The organism is Sphingobacterium faecium, assembly GCF_003054045.1.
Classification (GTDB): Bacteria; Bacteroidota; Bacteroidia; order Sphingobacteriales; family Sphingobacteriaceae; genus Sphingobacterium; species Sphingobacterium faecium.
In genome coordinates this window covers 551,231-567,482 of the sequence record NZ_QBKH01000002.1, presented here as the reverse complement: position 1 = coordinate 567,482, position 16,252 = coordinate 551,231, and the positions used below count along the sequence as shown (strand labels likewise).

Below are 16,252 nucleotides of genomic sequence, written 5' to 3'. Positions count from 1 at the left end.
GTACTTCATGTAAGAGGGGACGCAAAGATACAAAGGATTTGTGAAAGTAAAAAGCTAAATATAACAGTCAACCTCCACGAAATAAGAAAGATGCTAGCCTACCACACTTCAAAACAGTAGTATGCCATATTTGGACTGTAAAAATCATCCGTTTAAAAGAATATAATCTGCGTTTATAACAGAAAACAAGCGATTTAATACGAGAAATTTATTTGTAATTTTACGTCTATTGTTAAATAATAGACGCGCATACAATTTTGTCTATTCAAATTAATAAGTGTATTTTCATCCTTCCAAATCAAATTGAATTCATGTCATTAATAGCTCCATTAAAAATATTAAAAGCCTCTGCAGGTTCTGGTAAAACGTTCAGCTTAACTGTACATTACCTAACGCTATTACTTTCAAAAGAAAACAGTTATCGAGAAATACTAGCCGTCACCTTTACAAATAAAGCAACGGCTGAGATGAAAGAAAGAATTTTATCGGTACTTAAAGGGCTAGCTCTCGGTGATCAAAGTAGAAAAATACAGGATTATAGAAGTTTATTATTAACGCAATTTCCACATTGGAATACAAGCTATATTCAAGAAAAGGCTTACCGTGTCTATCGCAAGATATTACATGATTACAGTCACTTTACCATCAGTACTATTGATGGATTTTCTCAAAAAGTTATTCGAAGTTTTACCTATGAGCTCAATTTGGACGCAGCATATAAAATAGAAATGAATACCAGTAGAGTACGACAGGAGCTTACTGTCATGCTAAATCAACTGTTGGATAAGCGTCCGGATCTATTGGAATGGATCATTGAATTTGCCGAAAAAAAGATATCAAACAATGAAAATTGGAACTACCGTAGAGAATTGACTAATCTGGCGAATGAAATCTTTTCAGAAAACTTCAAAGAATTTGACAAACATCTATTATCACAAAATTCGGATAAAGTATTTAATACCCTAAATAAGGAAATAGAAAATTTTACTCAGGTATTCTTAGAAGCATTACGTGAAGAGATCAAAAACTTTACAGCGACATTTAAATCCTTAAACATTGATTCTGCTGATTTAAAAGGAAAAAGCAGAAATCCCATTTATTCGCTATCCAATTCAACGATCAATGTATTCAAACAAAGTACGTCAAAACTCCAAGAGATTATCACTAAATATGTTGATTTAATGGATAAGGAAGATGCCTTTTTAGACGGTAAAAAAGAAATCAATTACGCTTTGCAGCAGGCGCTATTTCCGGTTTTAAAAAACTTTAAAATATTAAAAGATAAATTCAGTACGTATATCACTTACGAAGCATTCCAAAAAAATTTTTACTATCTCCGTCTTATGAAAGAGATGAGTGACTTATTGGCACAATGGCGTAAGGAAAACAATGCTCAATTAATTTCAGATGCTCAAATTCAATTGAATAAACTGGGATTAGATCAACATGGAGATCCTACTTTTATTTGGGAAAAAATCGGCAATCGTTACCAGTACTTTCTATTTGATGAGTTTCAAGATACTTCACGCATCCAATGGAAAAATTATAGCCCATTATTGATCAACGCACTTGGAAATGCCTCTGGAGATCTTTCAGAGCATTTAATTGTTGGTGATGTCAAACAAAGTATCTACCGGTGGAGAAACGGTGATTGGCGCATATTACTGGAACAAGCAGAAAAACAAGTCGCACATGCCTTTCATATTTCAAATGAAGAAGATCTGCAAGAATTGATAGAAAATGGTTCATTAGATGTCAACTATAGAAGTCTCCCAAATATTATCCATTTTAACAACTATTTATTTGAGACTATCCCAAGTCATATTCAAAAACTATTAAACGAGCATATTGCAGCTGATCTTAGCGATGAAGGACAATCTTGGTGGAACGAAATGGGCTATAACCACATGATTATAAAAGCTTACGAAGGCGCTTCACAACAAGTACCAGAGTACAAACTCCAAGATAAATTACAAAATGGTTCCATCACTGTCAAGTATTTGGAAGTGGAAAATAATGTAAGGAGAAGCTCACAGGTGGAGGAACTTGCTGTTAGCTCTTTATGTCAACAAATTGACGAGTGGATTACATCAGGCAGATATCGCGCAAATCAAATTGGAATTCTTGTACGATCAAATAAGCAGGCAAGATTGATTATCCATGAACTGATGAATTATAGAAATGAAAAACAGCTACAATTTGAAGTTATATCTGGAGATGCACTCGCGTTAGAGGCAAATGAGGGGATACAATTACTGATTGAAACACTTAAGGCTTTTGTATTCAATAGTGATAAACATGTACTATATAAAGCAAAACTCACACATCTTTATCATATTATTCAAAAAGGGAAAAGTTTTAGTGCTGATGTCTGGTTAAAATTTAAAGAAAATGATGTTCAGAGTTTGCAAGGAGAGCTACCAAAAGAATTGCTAGAAAACTGGGAGCACTGGCAGAAACTTCCTTTGGTCCATCTGGTTGAAAAGTTGATAGAAGCTTACGGATTGACTTCTTTACATAATGCCCATCTACCTTATATATTGGCCTTTAAAGATATGATTGCTAATTTTTCGACAAATGGAGAGCGCGGGATTAATCAATTTTTGATCTTTTGGGAAGAAGATGGTATAAAATCGGTATTACCCTCTTCTGGTAAAGTAGATGCTATTGAAGTGACCACAGTCCACAAATCAAAGGGATTAGCTTATGATGTGGTTATGATTCCATTTTGCAATTGGACTTTAGATGGCATGGTCAATGGCAACTTTTGGATAGATACCGAAGGAACAGCTCTTGAAGCCATAGGGAAAGCACCCATTAAGTATACTTCTTCTCTAGGACAATCTACCCTATATCAGAAGTACTATGAAGAGATGGTTTTTAATTATATGGATGCACTCAATACGTTCTATGTTGCAACCACTCGAGCAATAGAACATCTTTATATATCCGCACCTGCTTTTAAACAGCTCGTAGACAAAAAAACAGGAGAAATTATAGGCATGGACGTAAAGAATGATTTAATCAGTGATATCGTCTATCAAGTATTGGATAATCATAAAGGAGACTTTACTTTAATAAATAATGAAATAAACATCGATCATATTATAACTCGACAAAAAAGTGATCATGTTGAAATAGGGAAAATAGCCTTGGAACACTATCCTGTTTCAAAAGAATTGGATAAAGCTTTTGAAAAATCCTCACAACGTACCATTAACAGCATCTTATTACTGGACAAAGCTTCACAATACGGCGTAATGGCACATGAAATCATGTCCATCGTAACTACACAATCAGAAATTGAGACCATCATTAATCAATACATTTCAGAAGGAATATTTACACCAGCTGAGAAATCTGCAATTCTACATGAAGTCAACCAAATATGGCAACATCAACAAATCAATATGTGGTTGACTGGTGATTTTAAAATTTGGAATGAATCGGCAATCATCACTGCTAAAGGTGAAACCTTACGTCCCGACAAAGTATTCACTAGCGAAAATGAAACGATTGTGCTGGACTTTAAATTTACCCAGAGCGAAGCTATGTCACATCAAAAGCAGGTCAAGCAATATGTCAGAACATTGGAGGAATTAGGCTATAAGAATGTAAAAGGGTTCTTATTTTATGCCAAATCAAATGATTTAGTAGAGGTTTTATTACATGCAAAAAATTAAGAAATGAATCCATTTTTAAAAGACGTCGCTATCGATTTAAAGAACCGCTTCGGAGAGGATCTACACGAAACCGCTATTATATTTAACAACAAGAGACCGATCACTTATCTTAAACAACATCTAGCTGAAGTGTACGGACAAGCAATTTGGTCACCACATTTTTTTACGATCCAAGAATTTTTCCGGCTGTCAACCCATTTGGCAGAAGCAACTCCTATTGCACAGTTTTTCATTCTTTACCATTTGCATAATGAGCTATTATCCAAGGAAGGTCATGAAGCAGAGACTTTAGAAGAATTTTATCCAATCGCAGAAACTATATTAGGTGACTTCTCACAAATTGACTACGATTTAGTTGATATTGATGAAATTTTTATGGAATTGTTTGACAATACACAGATTGATTTGCAATTTCAACATTTTACTTCAGAACAACAGGACTTTATACGTCAGTTTTGGCAATCTTTCTCCATTGCAGGCCACTCTGCTGTACAAGAAAGATTTTTAAAACTATGGCGACGTCTTCCGCTCTTATACCGCGCTTTTAAAGAACAATTACAAGTGAAGAGAATGACAAATATGCCGACAATCTATCGGGATATTGTGGATGGAAAAGCAAAAAATCAAGAATTCCACAAGAATTATAAAACGATTATTTTTGTTGGATTCAATGCTTTGAGCAAAACAGAAGCTACTCTATTTAAAAAATGGCAAGAGGAAGGCTTAGCGCTCTTTTACTTTGATGCAGATGCCTATTATCTAGATGATCAACAACAGGAAGCTGGTCTATTCATCCGTCGGAATATTTATCAAACCGGTTTGATAAATGCTTTAGGCGATAGCTCCAATGTAATTGGTAATCGTCAATCTGAAGTTCATCTATACTCAGCAACGGGTAATGTATCCCAGACAAAACTGCTACATGACATCTTAGAAAATAATGAAAAGGAGGGTAAATCTTCGGCTATTCTTCTCGCTGATGAATCATTATTGGTTTCTTTATTACAAAGTCTGCCTGATGTAAAACCAAACATTACAACAGGTTTTCCCTTAACTCAATCGCCCATCTATGGCATTATTGAATTGTGGATGGAAGTTCAGCACCTGATCACACATCAGAAAAAAACAAAAATACCTTATACGCTTATTGAAACATTCATCAATCATCCGTTGACGAACGTTTCAAAACAAGAGAAACAATCCATTCAAAAATTAATTTCGGATAAACAACTATTTGAAGTGGAAGTTAAAGAACTTGTATTCAAAAGTTCAAGTTTAGTACATTTTTTCCACCCGATCATCCGAATCGAAGAAACTATTGCTATACTGATTCATATCGTTGACAATCTACTTGCTAATCTTGCTCAAGAAGACCGTATAAAACAAATTGACAGCAACTTGTTGATCGAGGTAAGAAAGACATTAAACCAGCTCAATCTTGGTTTAGAATCGCTTCAACCGCTGAGCTTACCTTTTCAATTGGGACTTATCAGTAAAGCAATTGCCAATATCAATTCGGCTATTGAAGGTAATCCGCTCGAAGGGCTACAGATCATGGGTCTCTTAGAGAGCCGCTGTCTTAATTTTGATCATGTATATGTCTTAGGTGCCAATGAGGGTATATTACCTAAAACCTCAAGCTCCCCAACATTTATTCCTAATTCATTAAGACAAGCTTACGGACTGCCAATTCTAGAAAATCAAGATGCTCTTTCTGCTTATTTATTTTATCGTCACTTTCAATACAGTGAAGGGATTCATCTCCTTTATAACGGCATTGTTAGTGAAAGCTCCTCTGGTGAAGAAAGTCGTTTTATCAAGCAGTTGGAGTTTGAAAGTAATTTCAAATTTTTAAAACATAATCAACAGCAGAATATTACGTTTTTACCAGATCTAGAAGAGCTGACAGTGGAAAAAAGGGGCGCAATATGGGATAAATTATATGTCGATTTTATCGAAAAGAAAAAGAAAATTTCTGCAACAGCACTCACGACTTACTTACAATCTCCATTACAATTCTTTTTAAAATACGTGGCAGAAATCAAAGAACCTCCCAGTATTACACAAGAATTTGAAATGAATAATTTGGGTACAGTGATACACAATGTGATGGAAAAAGTCTACCTGCCATTTAAAGGTGCTGATCAGTTTGTCTCTATACAGGAATTGGAAAAATCTTTAACCACAATTGATGCTTTGATAGTTTCCGAAATTATCGAATTGTATCAACTGGAAGGAACAGGATTAAATTCGTTAAACAGTCTCCAGCGTATCATGCATAAAATTGCATCCGAATATGTACGGCTACTTATTCAACACGATGTTGACCATTTCATCGGGATCAAGATTATAGAACTGGAGAATGATGAAGATTATGTGATGAATTTCCCTATTGAAGTACAAGGAAAAGAAGAACAGGTATGTATATATGGTATTATTGACCGTGTAGATGAGGTACTTTTAAAAGATAAAACGGTCAAGATTCGAATCGTTGATTATAAAACAGGAGCTGATGAAGTAAATTTTAAAGGATTGGATAAAGTGTTTATCAAGAATACGGAAAACAAAGCACTAGTTCAAACCTTATTTTACACCTATGTCTATGAACAAGTTACTGGAAGAATCGGTATCGAACCAAATTTATATGTTGCCCGAAAGATGAGAGAAGAAGGAACTTTGTTTTATGCGAAATCCGAAATATTAGAATCCATCTACTTAGATGAGGTTAAAAAGGAATTTGTAATATTTTTAAAAACCATTTTAGAGGAAATATTCAATCCAGAAATTCCTTTTAAACATGATCCGAAAGCAAATGTATATGATTCTGATCCTTACATTCTATTTTATAAAAATGCAATAAACGAGGAAGATGATGAATAATCTAAGGGTATAAAAAAACTCCACCTTGTACCGGGTGGAGTTTTATTTTTATCCTAAAATTGATATTATTTTATTTTTCTAATGGCTCGCTGTGCTCTTTTTTTAGCCATCTCAATCTTATAATCTAGCCATTTCTTTTTAAATATTTTACGCATCGCATCATCAAAGTAACGTGTTATAAATAGATTACGTGCACCTTTCAATTTTTCAGAGAACGTATTTGCCAAAGCACGAACAGAGATGGAGTATCCTTCCGTATCATACTGAATATAGTGCCACCAACCTGCTGGCATATATAGAGTATCACCTGGGTTAATTACGGCTTCATAACCTTCAATATATTTCAATCCTGGATAGTCTTCCTCTGTACTTTTTTTAGGATTAGCAATGCTATGAAAATTATAAGGCAATTTATATAATAAGTCTGACTGATCATTTGGGAATAACCAAATTCTTTTCGAACCTTGGAATTGCGATATGAATACATGGGACATATCAATATCAAAGTGATTACGTGTTGATGATCCTTCGCCTCCAAAAAACAAATAAGGAAGCCACTGGATTACTTTACCACCGGTAACGTCATTATAGGTCACATCCTTTTTAAGTTCTGGTCTAATCTTTAGAAGATTAAAAAGAAACAAACGTAACTCAGTTGGTTCTGCACTTATTTTATCAAGGTATTGTGCTAAAGTCATTTTTCCAACGGGAGGACTCGCTGCATGATTTTGAGAATCTTCTTCGCGTCCATATACATCTACTTGCTCTTGACCTGCAATTTTCTTGAAATAATCGTAACTCCATTTATTCCAACATGTACTATCCTTACTTATAAAGTCTTTAATAATTACAGGCTGACCTTTTTTTAAGTAATCTTTTACAAATTCTTTTGGAGTTATTCCTGAGATACTATCAACTGGTTTTAATTTCACAAGCTATCTGTTTTTACAACTACTACAAACTTAAAAAAAATATTTCTACTTAAACTTATGCAGCGATTAAAACAATCACTATCGCTAAAGTACTAATTTAGCACATAAGTTAGTAGAAATATTCTAAATAACTAAATGACAAATGTCATTAAATCGTATTTCATATTTTATTTATAGTGACCCAAAATCATATTTATGCCGTAATTGAGACTATCAAGCCTATTTTTAAGCGTATTTATTGATATCAGTTCACCTATTTAAAAATCTTTCTTTCTTATGGAGCTACACAATCCATTTTGGATGAAATAGACCAGAAAATTATTCAGATGCGCAAACATGCACAAAAATAATCGAGATGTAGATTTTTCTATTTATTCACCATCTTAACATATTCCTCGACGGCCATGGTCATGCTTGGAGCTTTCGGTGTCGGTGCAGGAATATCCAAAACTAAGCCATGCTCCAATAATGCTTGTTGCGTACTTGTTCCAAATGCCGCAATTCTTGTCTTATTTTGCTTAAAATCTGGAAAATTTTCATATAGAGATTGTACACTGGAAGGGCTAAAGAAAACAATGATATCATAAAATACATCTTTCAAATCTGATAAGTCACTCACCACTGTCTTAAATAAAACTGCAGGTGTAAACTTATAGCCATTAACTTTTAACCAATTACTTGTTTCTTCATTAGCAACATCCGAACAAGGAAATAAAAAGTTTTCATCCTTATGCTTCTTAAGCACATCTTCCAAATCTTTAGCCGTTTGTTTTCCAAAGAAAATTTTACGTTTGCGATATTGAATATACTTTTGAAGATACAATGCGATCGTCTCGGAAATACAGAAATATTTCAATTCTGATGATACTTCAAATCGCATTTCTTCACAGACTCTAAAAAAATGATCTACAGCATTTCTGCTTGTGAAAATAACTGCCGTAAAATCAGCAAGATTTACTTTATCCTTTCTAACATCACGAGCTGGAACACCCTCTACGTGGATGAAACCTCTAAAATCAAGTTTTAAATTATACTTCAGTGCTAATGCAGCATATGGTGACTTATCATTTTCAGGCTTTGGCAAGGTTACCAATATACTTTTTACCTTTTTCGCTCTTTCTACGTCGGAAGTTTGCATATTATCATTTAATTAGCTTAGTAGTCGCACTAATATTAAAATAGGTGCTATTTCTAGGCAGCAAAGATACAAAATTAAATAAAAAACTGAAAACTGCTGTTGAGATACCACATTCAGTGCTGTTCGCAAAAACCGATAGGAAAACAATAAAACACCTACAATTACAGTGAAACTAAAGATATAAGACAGATAACTGAGTGGGACAAGACTTACAACAAGTACAATCGGCAGTAAAAATAACAATGAATTAAAGTAAATTAAATATAAGATTGTAACATATTCTTTCACTAAACGCTGTATTTCAAAAACAAAAGCGATAAATCGAATAAACCCTATTTTCAAAGCAAATATAATTGCAATTATTGCCGAGACTTTTAAATAATTGGTAAATGACAGAAAATCAAACCTCTGTAAGATATAAGCATAAAATATACAGACAAAAAGACTGAGTGCTAAAGAGAAAAGAAGATATAAAAAAATAAAAGGCCAAGATGTCAGAATGGTATCTTCCTTACTCACCTGTACAATTATACGTTCGTTAAAATAGGCTGATACAATTAATTTGACATCTGAAGAAAAGAAAAAACGAACAATGGCAAATGCCAAGAAAAGAAATAAACTGGTAAATAGCACCCATCTTTTACGCTCATATTTTAAAATTCCAACATGCACTTTATCCTTACCCTGAAGGTCACTTGTTAAAAAATACTGTGTGATAGCATAAGAATTCAAATTATGAAGGATAATCTCATCTCCTACAACGTCTAGTATCCGATAGGGCTTTGCAACAGAAGGATAAAGCGACTCTTGTCCTTTTGGAACCACAACTTGAGCAACTGTATCCTGTACTGCAGTAGAATCAGCCAAAAGCACCACCATTGAATCAGTCAGCTCCTGTCCTTTTGCCTGTTGAGCAGACAACATAAAAAAGAAAAAAATAAACTGAATAATGTAGCTTAACCTCACCTGCATTGATTTGAAATTCTTAAGAGTTGTAAAGTTAGGATAAAATTTGGCTTAGAAAAAAAACATTACAAACGCTTTTCTTAACTTCATGAAAAAATTAAACGATAACTGATGTCAACAACAAGATGTTTATGGTGCGGCAATGATCCGCTTTATATGGAATACCATGATTTAGAATGGGGTAAACAAGTAAAAGATGATAAAACTCTTTTCGAATTCTTGATTTTAGAATCTGCTCAAGCTGGACTAAGCTGGATTACTATTTTAAAAAGAAGAGAGCAATACAAAGAAGCATTTGCCGACTTTGATGTACAGGCAGTTTCAAAATTCACACCAAAAAAAGTGGAAGATATCTTGACAAATTCTGGAGTCATTCGCCATAGAAGAAAAATTGAAACTTCTATAACGAATGCTCAGATTTTCATCAAGATACAAGAGGAATTTGGTAGCTTTTACCAGTATCTATATAGTTTTATGCCCAATCAGGAACGTATAGAACATAATATCGTCACACCAAAAGATGCAGTGATTACATCTACAGAATCTGATTCCATTTCTAAAGACCTAAAAAAAAGAGGCATTAAATTTTTCGGTTCAACAATTTGTTATGCCTATATGCAAGCTGTAGGAATGGTCAATGATCACTTTAACTCTTGCTCGTTTAGGAATTAAGCGGGAATATTTTTATAAATATCTGGAATATTACGACCAAGACCATTATAATCCATGCCATAGCCCACTACAAACTCTTTCTCAATTTCAAAACCTACATACTGAATGTTTTCAAAATCATATTGTAAACATTCAGGTTTTAATAATAAAGTACAGACAACAACGCTAGCAGGTAGCATTTTCTCGATAGCAGCAATTGTATATTTTAAAGAGTTCCCCGAATCAACAATATCTTCGACAATAATAACATCTCTTCCTTTAAGATCTATACCTAATCCAATGAGTTCATGCATATCACCCTGATCGGTTCCATGATAAGAGGACAACTTCACAAAAGACATCTCACATGGGATTACAACCTGCTTAAGCAAATCACTCATAAACATGAAACATCCATTTAATACTCCAATAAATACTGGATTTTTATTCTCATAACGGTGATTAATATCAACACCGATCAAGCGTATTCGCTTTTGAATTTGATTGTCATCAATCATCAATTCAAAATGTAATTGATCTATCTGTATCTGCTTCATTTATTTTTCTTCTTTATTTCGCCCTAATAGTTTATCAAAAATAGATCGTTTATGCGCTTCTGTTGTTTCATCCAAATCTAAAAAGCTGTCTTCATCTTCTCCTATATCTAAAGAATCTGTCTGCAATGAGTCTACAAAAGCAGGCCTTGCAGAACGCAAATGTGGTACTAATTCAACTTGATAGAAACCATAATTTGATACAGTGGAATCTATTCCAATCTGCCTAGTCTTGACCATGATATGACCATAGGTATTAAAATAGCGGATCATATTTGACTTCAGATGTCCTGTCCAATCAAAAGAATATAGACCCGTCTTAGGTCTAGGAACAATACTGGACAAAAAGATACTTTCTCCTAAATTTAAGTCTGCGGGTTTCTTACCAAAGTAATAACGTGCAGCCTCAGTAATACCATAAACATTATTGCCCCACTCGATCACATTTAGATAAACTTCATAAAGTCGCTTCTTACTCACCTGTCTAGATGACTCCATCAACCAAACTAATATAATTTCCTCCACTTTACGTACAACTGTTTTATTACGATTTAAAAAAACATTTTTCACCAATTGCATCGAGATTGTGCTTGCACCTCGCTTAAATTTTTTCTCTTTTAAATTTGTTGCTATAGATAGACGAAACGCTTCTTCTTGAAAACCATTATGAGAAAAAAAGAAGGGATCCTCCGTATTGATTAATGATATTTGCATATATCTTGAAATCTGTCCCAAAGGTGTAAAATCTTTATTTTGAGGCCCCAATACAATTGTACGCATGGGCTCTCCCTTTTCATAAGCCGTGTAAGTAAAAGCTGTATTTAATTCTTGGATATTAGCATTACCCCATTTTTCTACTTTTAGATCTTTGTCATCCATTTTTGAAGTAAAGACAACTTCATTTGGCTTTTTGAAATCCAACGCAAAATTTAGATCGTATTGCATGTGTCCAGAAACGTGTATTCCTTCTAATGAATGGAATAAGCCCTGTGGAATCGCATCAAAAAACTTTTGAGCTTCTATACGATCGGTATGAATAGCAAGCGCTAATTGTTTACTGGGTTTATGGACATATTTAACATATGGATTGAATTCAAATTCTTTTACTTTAACTTTACTTTCCTTATCGACCTCCAGATAATTCTTCCCAATGTTTAATGTACCACTCATCAAACCCTCAGGAAATAAAACATCTTTATCAGAAATTCTCCAATGATTAAGTTTTAAATTTTCAAAACCCCACTCACCAGATAAGGACAAAAGTTCTTTATTTTTACGATCGACCTTATTCAGTCGAAAGGAAATAGCATCAAAACTTGCCTTTAACCCAAACTTTCGTCTTAATAGAGGCAGTTCGACATCTTTAGCATCTGAGAATAAACGGAGATACAATTCTTTACCATCGGGGTCAACAGTACCCTCTAAATTCCAGACAGCTTCATGTTCATTTAGTAAAAATTTTGTTTTCAGATCTCCACCAGAAATTTCAGCTTCAGGAATTGAAATCCGCTGCGAAGTGCTATCATCCTGATAGGAAAGTTCAAAATTTTGCATATCCATATTCTTTGGAATCTTAAAGAATACACTTTTAAGCATACGATCTGCCAAATCTGCAAAATTAGTTTCAACTTTATCATTGGTTGTACTATCCCTATTTTTCTTCTTAAACAGAAAATCATAATTACTCGTAGAGTCTTTTTTGATTAATGTAACAGCACTATTATTCATTATTATTTGACCTAACTTAACATCGCCAAATAATAACGGAAATATACGAACAGAGACTGTCAGATCTTGTATATGGGCTAATTGTTCTTTTCCCTTAGGTTGTAAAATGATATTTTGGAACTGTACAGAAGATAGCCCCTTGAAAGAATAATATTGAATTTTGAGATCTAAATCATATTTAGTTGCAAGTTTTTCCTTTGCCTTGTTAATAGCAGACAGCAACAAACCATCTCTTTTTTGGTATGCAAAAACACCCCCTGCAATTATAAATATAGAAATAACTCCCAGTACGATGTACAAGATTCGCATTTTTTTGGAGCGAAGAAGGGTCTTAAGATTATTGGACATATTATAAAAACGTATGACACTCGAGTTTGAATACTCAAATGTAAAAATTAAATCTTAATATCATTAAAAACATCTTTATGACAAGTTTTAATTTATCATTCAGTAAATTTGTGGTTTAATATACATGCATCCATATATCAGATGATAACCAAAGAACAAGTACTAGAAGCATTATCATATGTCGAGGAACCAGATTTGAAAAAAGATTTGGTTACACTCAATATGATTCAAAATATTGTCATTGAAGATCAAAAAGTATCTTTTGAAGTCGTTTTAACGACACCAGCATGTCCGCTTAAAGATCATATTGAACATGCTTGTCGAAATGCGATCGCACATTTTATTGACAAGAACATTGCGGTAGATGTTCATATGACATCACGCGTAGTAGGTAAAGAGGGAAATCAACTTTTAGGAATTAAAAACATCATACTCGTTTCTTCTGGAAAGGGTGGTGTGGGCAAATCTACTGTTGCAGCAAATCTTGCCTTATCATTACATGCTAAAGGAGCAAAGACTGGACTTTTAGATGCAGACATCTATGGACCTTCACTTCCTATTATGTTTGGGCTTGAGGGTGAAAAGCCACAGTCGGTGCAACATGAAGATGGTACTGTCAAAATACAACCAATAGAAAAATTTGGAATCAAGTTATTATCTATTGGATTTTTTACGGATCCAAATCAGCCTATTCCATGGAGAGGGCCTATGGCGACATCTGCTATCAAACAATTGTTAAATGATACAGACTGGGGAGATCTAGACTATTTAGTAATCGATATGCCCCCAGGTACAGGTGACATCCATATCACTGTTGCTCAAAACTATCCAATAGCAGGTGCAGTTATTGTAACCACACCGCAACAGGTTGCTTTAGCAGATGCTATTAAGGGCATGGGTATGTTCTTGATGGATTCCATAAATATACCACTATTAGGTATTGTTGAAAACATGGCATATTTTACTCCTGCCGAGTTACCTGAAAACAAATATTATATTTTTGGTAAAGGTGGTGGAATGCGATTGGCTGAAGAATACAAAATACCTTTCTTGGGCGAAATTCCATTATTAAAAGGAATCTCTGATGCGGGTGATAATGGCTTCCCAACTGCTATAGATGTAGAAGATCCAACATCAAAGGCATTTATTACAATAGCTGAAAAAGTAGCACAACAATTGTCTATCATACAAGCTGTAAAATAACTGTTTAATTTAACATAAAAAAAGGCGCATATTAATTGAATATGCGCCTTTTTTTATCATGACTATTTTGCTCGTTTTAATTCAACCTTAATAAGCTGAACTCAGGTTTTCATGATCGTATTATTTTAAACTGAGCACCACTGGACAGTGATCAGAATGTACTGCCTGATTTAATATTGTAGCCGATTCGATTCTATCTGCTAAAGCAGTTGATACCATATTATAATCAATACGCCAACCTAAATTTCTAGCACGTGCTCCTGCGCGATAACTCCACCAGCTGTAGTGATGCGGATCTGGATTTAAGTGACGAAAAGAATCAATATAACCTGAGTTTATAAAATTTTCCATCCATTCTCTTTCTTCTGGTAAAAAACCTGAAGAGTTAGCATTTGACTTCGGATTGTGAATATCAATAGGACGGTGACAGATATTATAATCTCCGCACACAATCAAATTTGGTCTCTCTAATAAAAGCTGATTGGAGTAATTCTGAAAATCAGCTAAAAATCGATATTTAAAATCTTGACGAGTATCACCAGTAGTGCCAGATGGAAAATAGGTACTCATGATAGATAAATCATCAAAATCGGCACGAATGATTCGTCCCTCAAAATCATAATCTTCATGTCCACAACCGTATTCAACATGTTTAGGTGTTATTCGAGTAAATATAGCCGTTCCACTATATCCTTTTTTCTGAGCAGGATACCAGTAATGTTCATATCCTAACTGCTCTAATAACGCTATTTCAGGGATCTGATCTGGAGTAGCTTTTATTTCTTGTAAGCAGACAACATCTGCATTGACTTCTTTTAACCAGCCCAGCCAATCTTTTTTAATCGCTGCACGCAGACCATTCACATTATATGTAACTATTTTCAAAGCAAAAATCTATTTGGAAATTAATAATCAGAAGAAGAAAACATATCAGCAATCTTAGTGAATAAACCATTTTTAGGTTTTAACCCTTTTAATTCACGTTCCAAATTAATTGCTTCTCTCTTCGTCAATAACTTAACATACATTCGTTCATCCGTTATAGGACGATCATTTTTGTCCGTTTTCACAGCAGCAATGGCATCAATCGCTTCTTTTCCATTGATCAACTCGCCAAATACAGTGTAATTTCCATCCAAGTGTGGAGTGCCCCCTAATGTTGTATAGGCAGCACGCTGTGCTTCCGTAAATTTGACACCTTTCATTCGCAGAGTTTCTAAACTATCCAAACCTGAGTTTGTGAACTTTTTTCCTTGTACAATATAGAATTGTGACGCTGAAGAAGCTTTTGCGGGATTATCATCACGTGCAGCTCCTAGAGCTCCTTTTTTGTGAAATAATCCTGATTGAATTTCAGAAGGAACGGTATAACTTGGTCCACCTTCTCCCAGTTGTTGACCTGACTTTGCATTTTTAGAATCAGGATCCCCGCCCTGAATCATAAAATTATGTATCACCCGATGAAAAAGCAAGCTATCAAAATAATTTTCCTTCACCAATTTGATAAAATTATCCCTGTGTTTAGGTGTCTCATTATAAAGCTTCAAAACAACTGTCCCTTTATCCGTTTGGATACGCACATATTTAAATACAGGTTTCGCTGCAAATACTGCGATCGATAAAGCACAAAAAAATACACTTAAAATAATCCTTTTCATTATGATCTATTAAATTACGTTTAGCTCTTGGAAATAATCTATGATCAATGACTTGATGATCAACTCCTGTTCTAATAAAGTATAATTAGGAATTGGTTTAACCAACTCCCAATGTGGCCAACCTTGTTCATCCAATCCTTTAAGTTCATAAAAACCCATCGCGCTAAAAAGACGACAATTTGCAATATGCATCAATTCTTCTTTTTCTCTTTTCGAAAAAGTCTGTGGTCCTTTTCCTAGTTCCTGGACACCAATCAAAAATAAAAATACTTTTAAATCGGGTAAATCCATATCAAATGATTGAGCAATCTCATGTTGCAAAACCACCCATTTTTTATTTACTTCTGACGCATTCATATAAAGACAAACTTAGATATAGAGACAAACTTAGATAAATTGTATTTTATATACTAATATATCCAGAGTGAATATGAAACATAGTACATTCAGATTATTAAATTTCATGTAGGACACTTGATGCTTCTGACATGAGTAATCTATCCGCTAACTT

12 protein-coding genes are annotated in these 16,252 nt (G+C 34.1%); 4 read left to right on the top strand and 8 right to left on the bottom strand.

Translation table 11 applies throughout. The features are described from left to right. The first annotated feature begins 311 nt into the window (after positions 1–311). Entirely contained in the window at positions 312–3,683 is a 3,372-nt protein-coding gene (locus C8N37_RS06705) for a UvrD-helicase domain-containing protein (RefSeq protein ID WP_108158185.1), read from the top strand. A 3-nt stretch (positions 3,684–3,686) separates the two neighbouring features. Then, the gene (locus C8N37_RS06700; protein ID WP_108158184.1) at positions 3,687–6,563 is read left to right on the top strand and encodes a PD-(D/E)XK nuclease family protein; all 2,877 of its coding nucleotides are present in this window, start codon (positions 3,687–3,689) and stop codon (positions 6,561–6,563) included. 65 nt (positions 6,564–6,628) lie between these two features. Here the strand turns inward: C8N37_RS06700 and C8N37_RS06695 are convergent, their stop codons facing one another. From C8N37_RS06695 to C8N37_RS06685, 3 genes are all read right to left on the bottom strand, one after another. Then, a complete protein-coding gene (locus C8N37_RS06695; protein ID WP_108158183.1) occupies positions 6,629–7,495 on the bottom strand; it encodes a cupin-like domain-containing protein in 867 nt (288 codons plus the stop codon). A 367-nt stretch (positions 7,496–7,862) separates the two neighbouring features. Then, positions 7,863–8,633, bottom strand: a complete 771-nt coding sequence (locus tag C8N37_RS06690) for a uroporphyrinogen-III synthase (RefSeq protein ID WP_108158182.1) — start codon at positions 8,631–8,633, stop codon at positions 7,863–7,865. Between the two features lie 12 nt (positions 8,634–8,645). Then, positions 8,646–9,605, bottom strand: a complete 960-nt coding sequence (locus C8N37_RS06685; protein WP_108158181.1) for a DUF4271 domain-containing protein — start codon at positions 9,603–9,605, stop codon at positions 8,646–8,648. Positions 9,606–9,710: 105 nt separating this feature from the next. On the opposite strand from C8N37_RS06685, the gene C8N37_RS06680 reads away from it, so the two are divergent. Next, positions 9,711–10,271 (top strand): DNA-3-methyladenine glycosylase I, encoded by a 561-nt coding sequence (locus C8N37_RS06680; protein ID WP_108158180.1) that lies wholly within the window; start codon positions 9,711–9,713, stop codon positions 10,269–10,271. Here the strand turns inward: C8N37_RS06680 and hpt are convergent. Both hpt and C8N37_RS06670 read right to left on the bottom strand, forming a co-directional pair. Further along, the gene (gene hpt, locus C8N37_RS06675; RefSeq protein WP_108158179.1) at positions 10,268–10,807 is read right to left on the bottom strand and encodes a hypoxanthine phosphoribosyltransferase; all 540 of its coding nucleotides are present in this window, start codon (positions 10,805–10,807) and stop codon (positions 10,268–10,270) included. The genes C8N37_RS06680 and hpt overlap by 4 nt on opposite strands. Next, positions 10,808–12,841, bottom strand: coding sequence for a transglycosylase domain-containing protein (locus C8N37_RS06670; RefSeq protein ID WP_244914357.1), 2,034 nt, complete (start codon positions 12,839–12,841; stop codon positions 10,808–10,810). It abuts the gene before it with no gap. A 180-nt stretch (positions 12,842–13,021) separates the two neighbouring features. Between C8N37_RS06670 and C8N37_RS06665 the strand changes: the two genes are divergently transcribed. Continuing rightward, a complete protein-coding gene (locus tag C8N37_RS06665) occupies positions 13,022–14,083 on the top strand; it encodes an Mrp/NBP35 family ATP-binding protein (RefSeq protein WP_108158177.1) in 1,062 nt (353 codons plus the stop codon). Positions 14,084–14,203: 120 nt separating this feature from the next. Here the strand turns inward: C8N37_RS06665 and C8N37_RS06660 are convergent, their stop codons facing one another. Genes C8N37_RS06660 through C8N37_RS06650 form a run of 3 tightly spaced genes read right to left on the bottom strand, consistent with a single transcriptional unit; the run spans position 14,204 to position 16,098 of the window. Continuing rightward, positions 14,204–14,968 carry an exodeoxyribonuclease III gene (locus C8N37_RS06660; RefSeq protein ID WP_108158176.1) on the bottom strand — a complete coding sequence of 255 codons (765 nt, stop codon included), beginning with the start codon at positions 14,966–14,968 and terminating at the stop codon, positions 14,204–14,206. Positions 14,969–14,988: 20 nt separating this feature from the next. Next, entirely contained in the window at positions 14,989–15,741 is a 753-nt protein-coding gene (locus C8N37_RS06655) for a peptidylprolyl isomerase (RefSeq protein WP_186812810.1), read from the bottom strand. Between the two features lie 9 nt (positions 15,742–15,750). Beyond that, a complete protein-coding gene (locus C8N37_RS06650; protein WP_108158174.1) occupies positions 15,751–16,098 on the bottom strand; it encodes a hypothetical protein in 348 nt (115 codons plus the stop codon). Positions 16,099–16,252: the final 154 nt, after the last annotated feature.

Excerpts from the sequence above, each read along its gene's own strand:
- C8N37_RS06705 (WP_108158185.1), top strand. The coding sequence starts at position 312 with ATGTCATTAATAGCTCCATTAAAAATATTAAAAGCCTCTGCAGGTTCT.
- C8N37_RS06700 (WP_108158184.1), top strand. The coding sequence starts at position 3,687 with ATGAATCCATTTTTAAAAGACGTCGCTATCGATTTAAAGAACCGCTTC.
- C8N37_RS06690 (WP_108158182.1), bottom strand. The coding sequence starts at position 8,633 with ATGCAAACTTCCGACGTAGAAAGAGCGAAAAAGGTAAAAAGTATATTG.
- C8N37_RS06685 (WP_108158181.1), bottom strand. The coding sequence starts at position 9,605 with ATGCAGGTGAGGTTAAGCTACATTATTCAGTTTATTTTTTTCTTTTTT.
- C8N37_RS06680 (WP_108158180.1), top strand. The coding sequence starts at position 9,711 with ATGTCAACAACAAGATGTTTATGGTGCGGCAATGATCCGCTTTATATG.
- hpt (WP_108158179.1), bottom strand. The coding sequence starts at position 10,807 with ATGAAGCAGATACAGATAGATCAATTACATTTTGAATTGATGATTGAT.
- C8N37_RS06670 (WP_244914357.1), bottom strand. The coding sequence starts at position 12,841 with ATGCGAATCTTGTACATCGTACTGGGAGTTATTTCTATATTTATAATT.
- C8N37_RS06665 (WP_108158177.1), top strand. The coding sequence starts at position 13,022 with ATGATAACCAAAGAACAAGTACTAGAAGCATTATCATATGTCGAGGAA.
- C8N37_RS06655 (WP_186812810.1), bottom strand. The coding sequence starts at position 15,741 with ATGAAAAGGATTATTTTAAGTGTATTTTTTTGTGCTTTATCGATCGCA.
- C8N37_RS06650 (WP_108158174.1), bottom strand. The coding sequence starts at position 16,098 with ATGAATGCGTCAGAAGTAAATAAAAAATGGGTGGTTTTGCAACATGAG.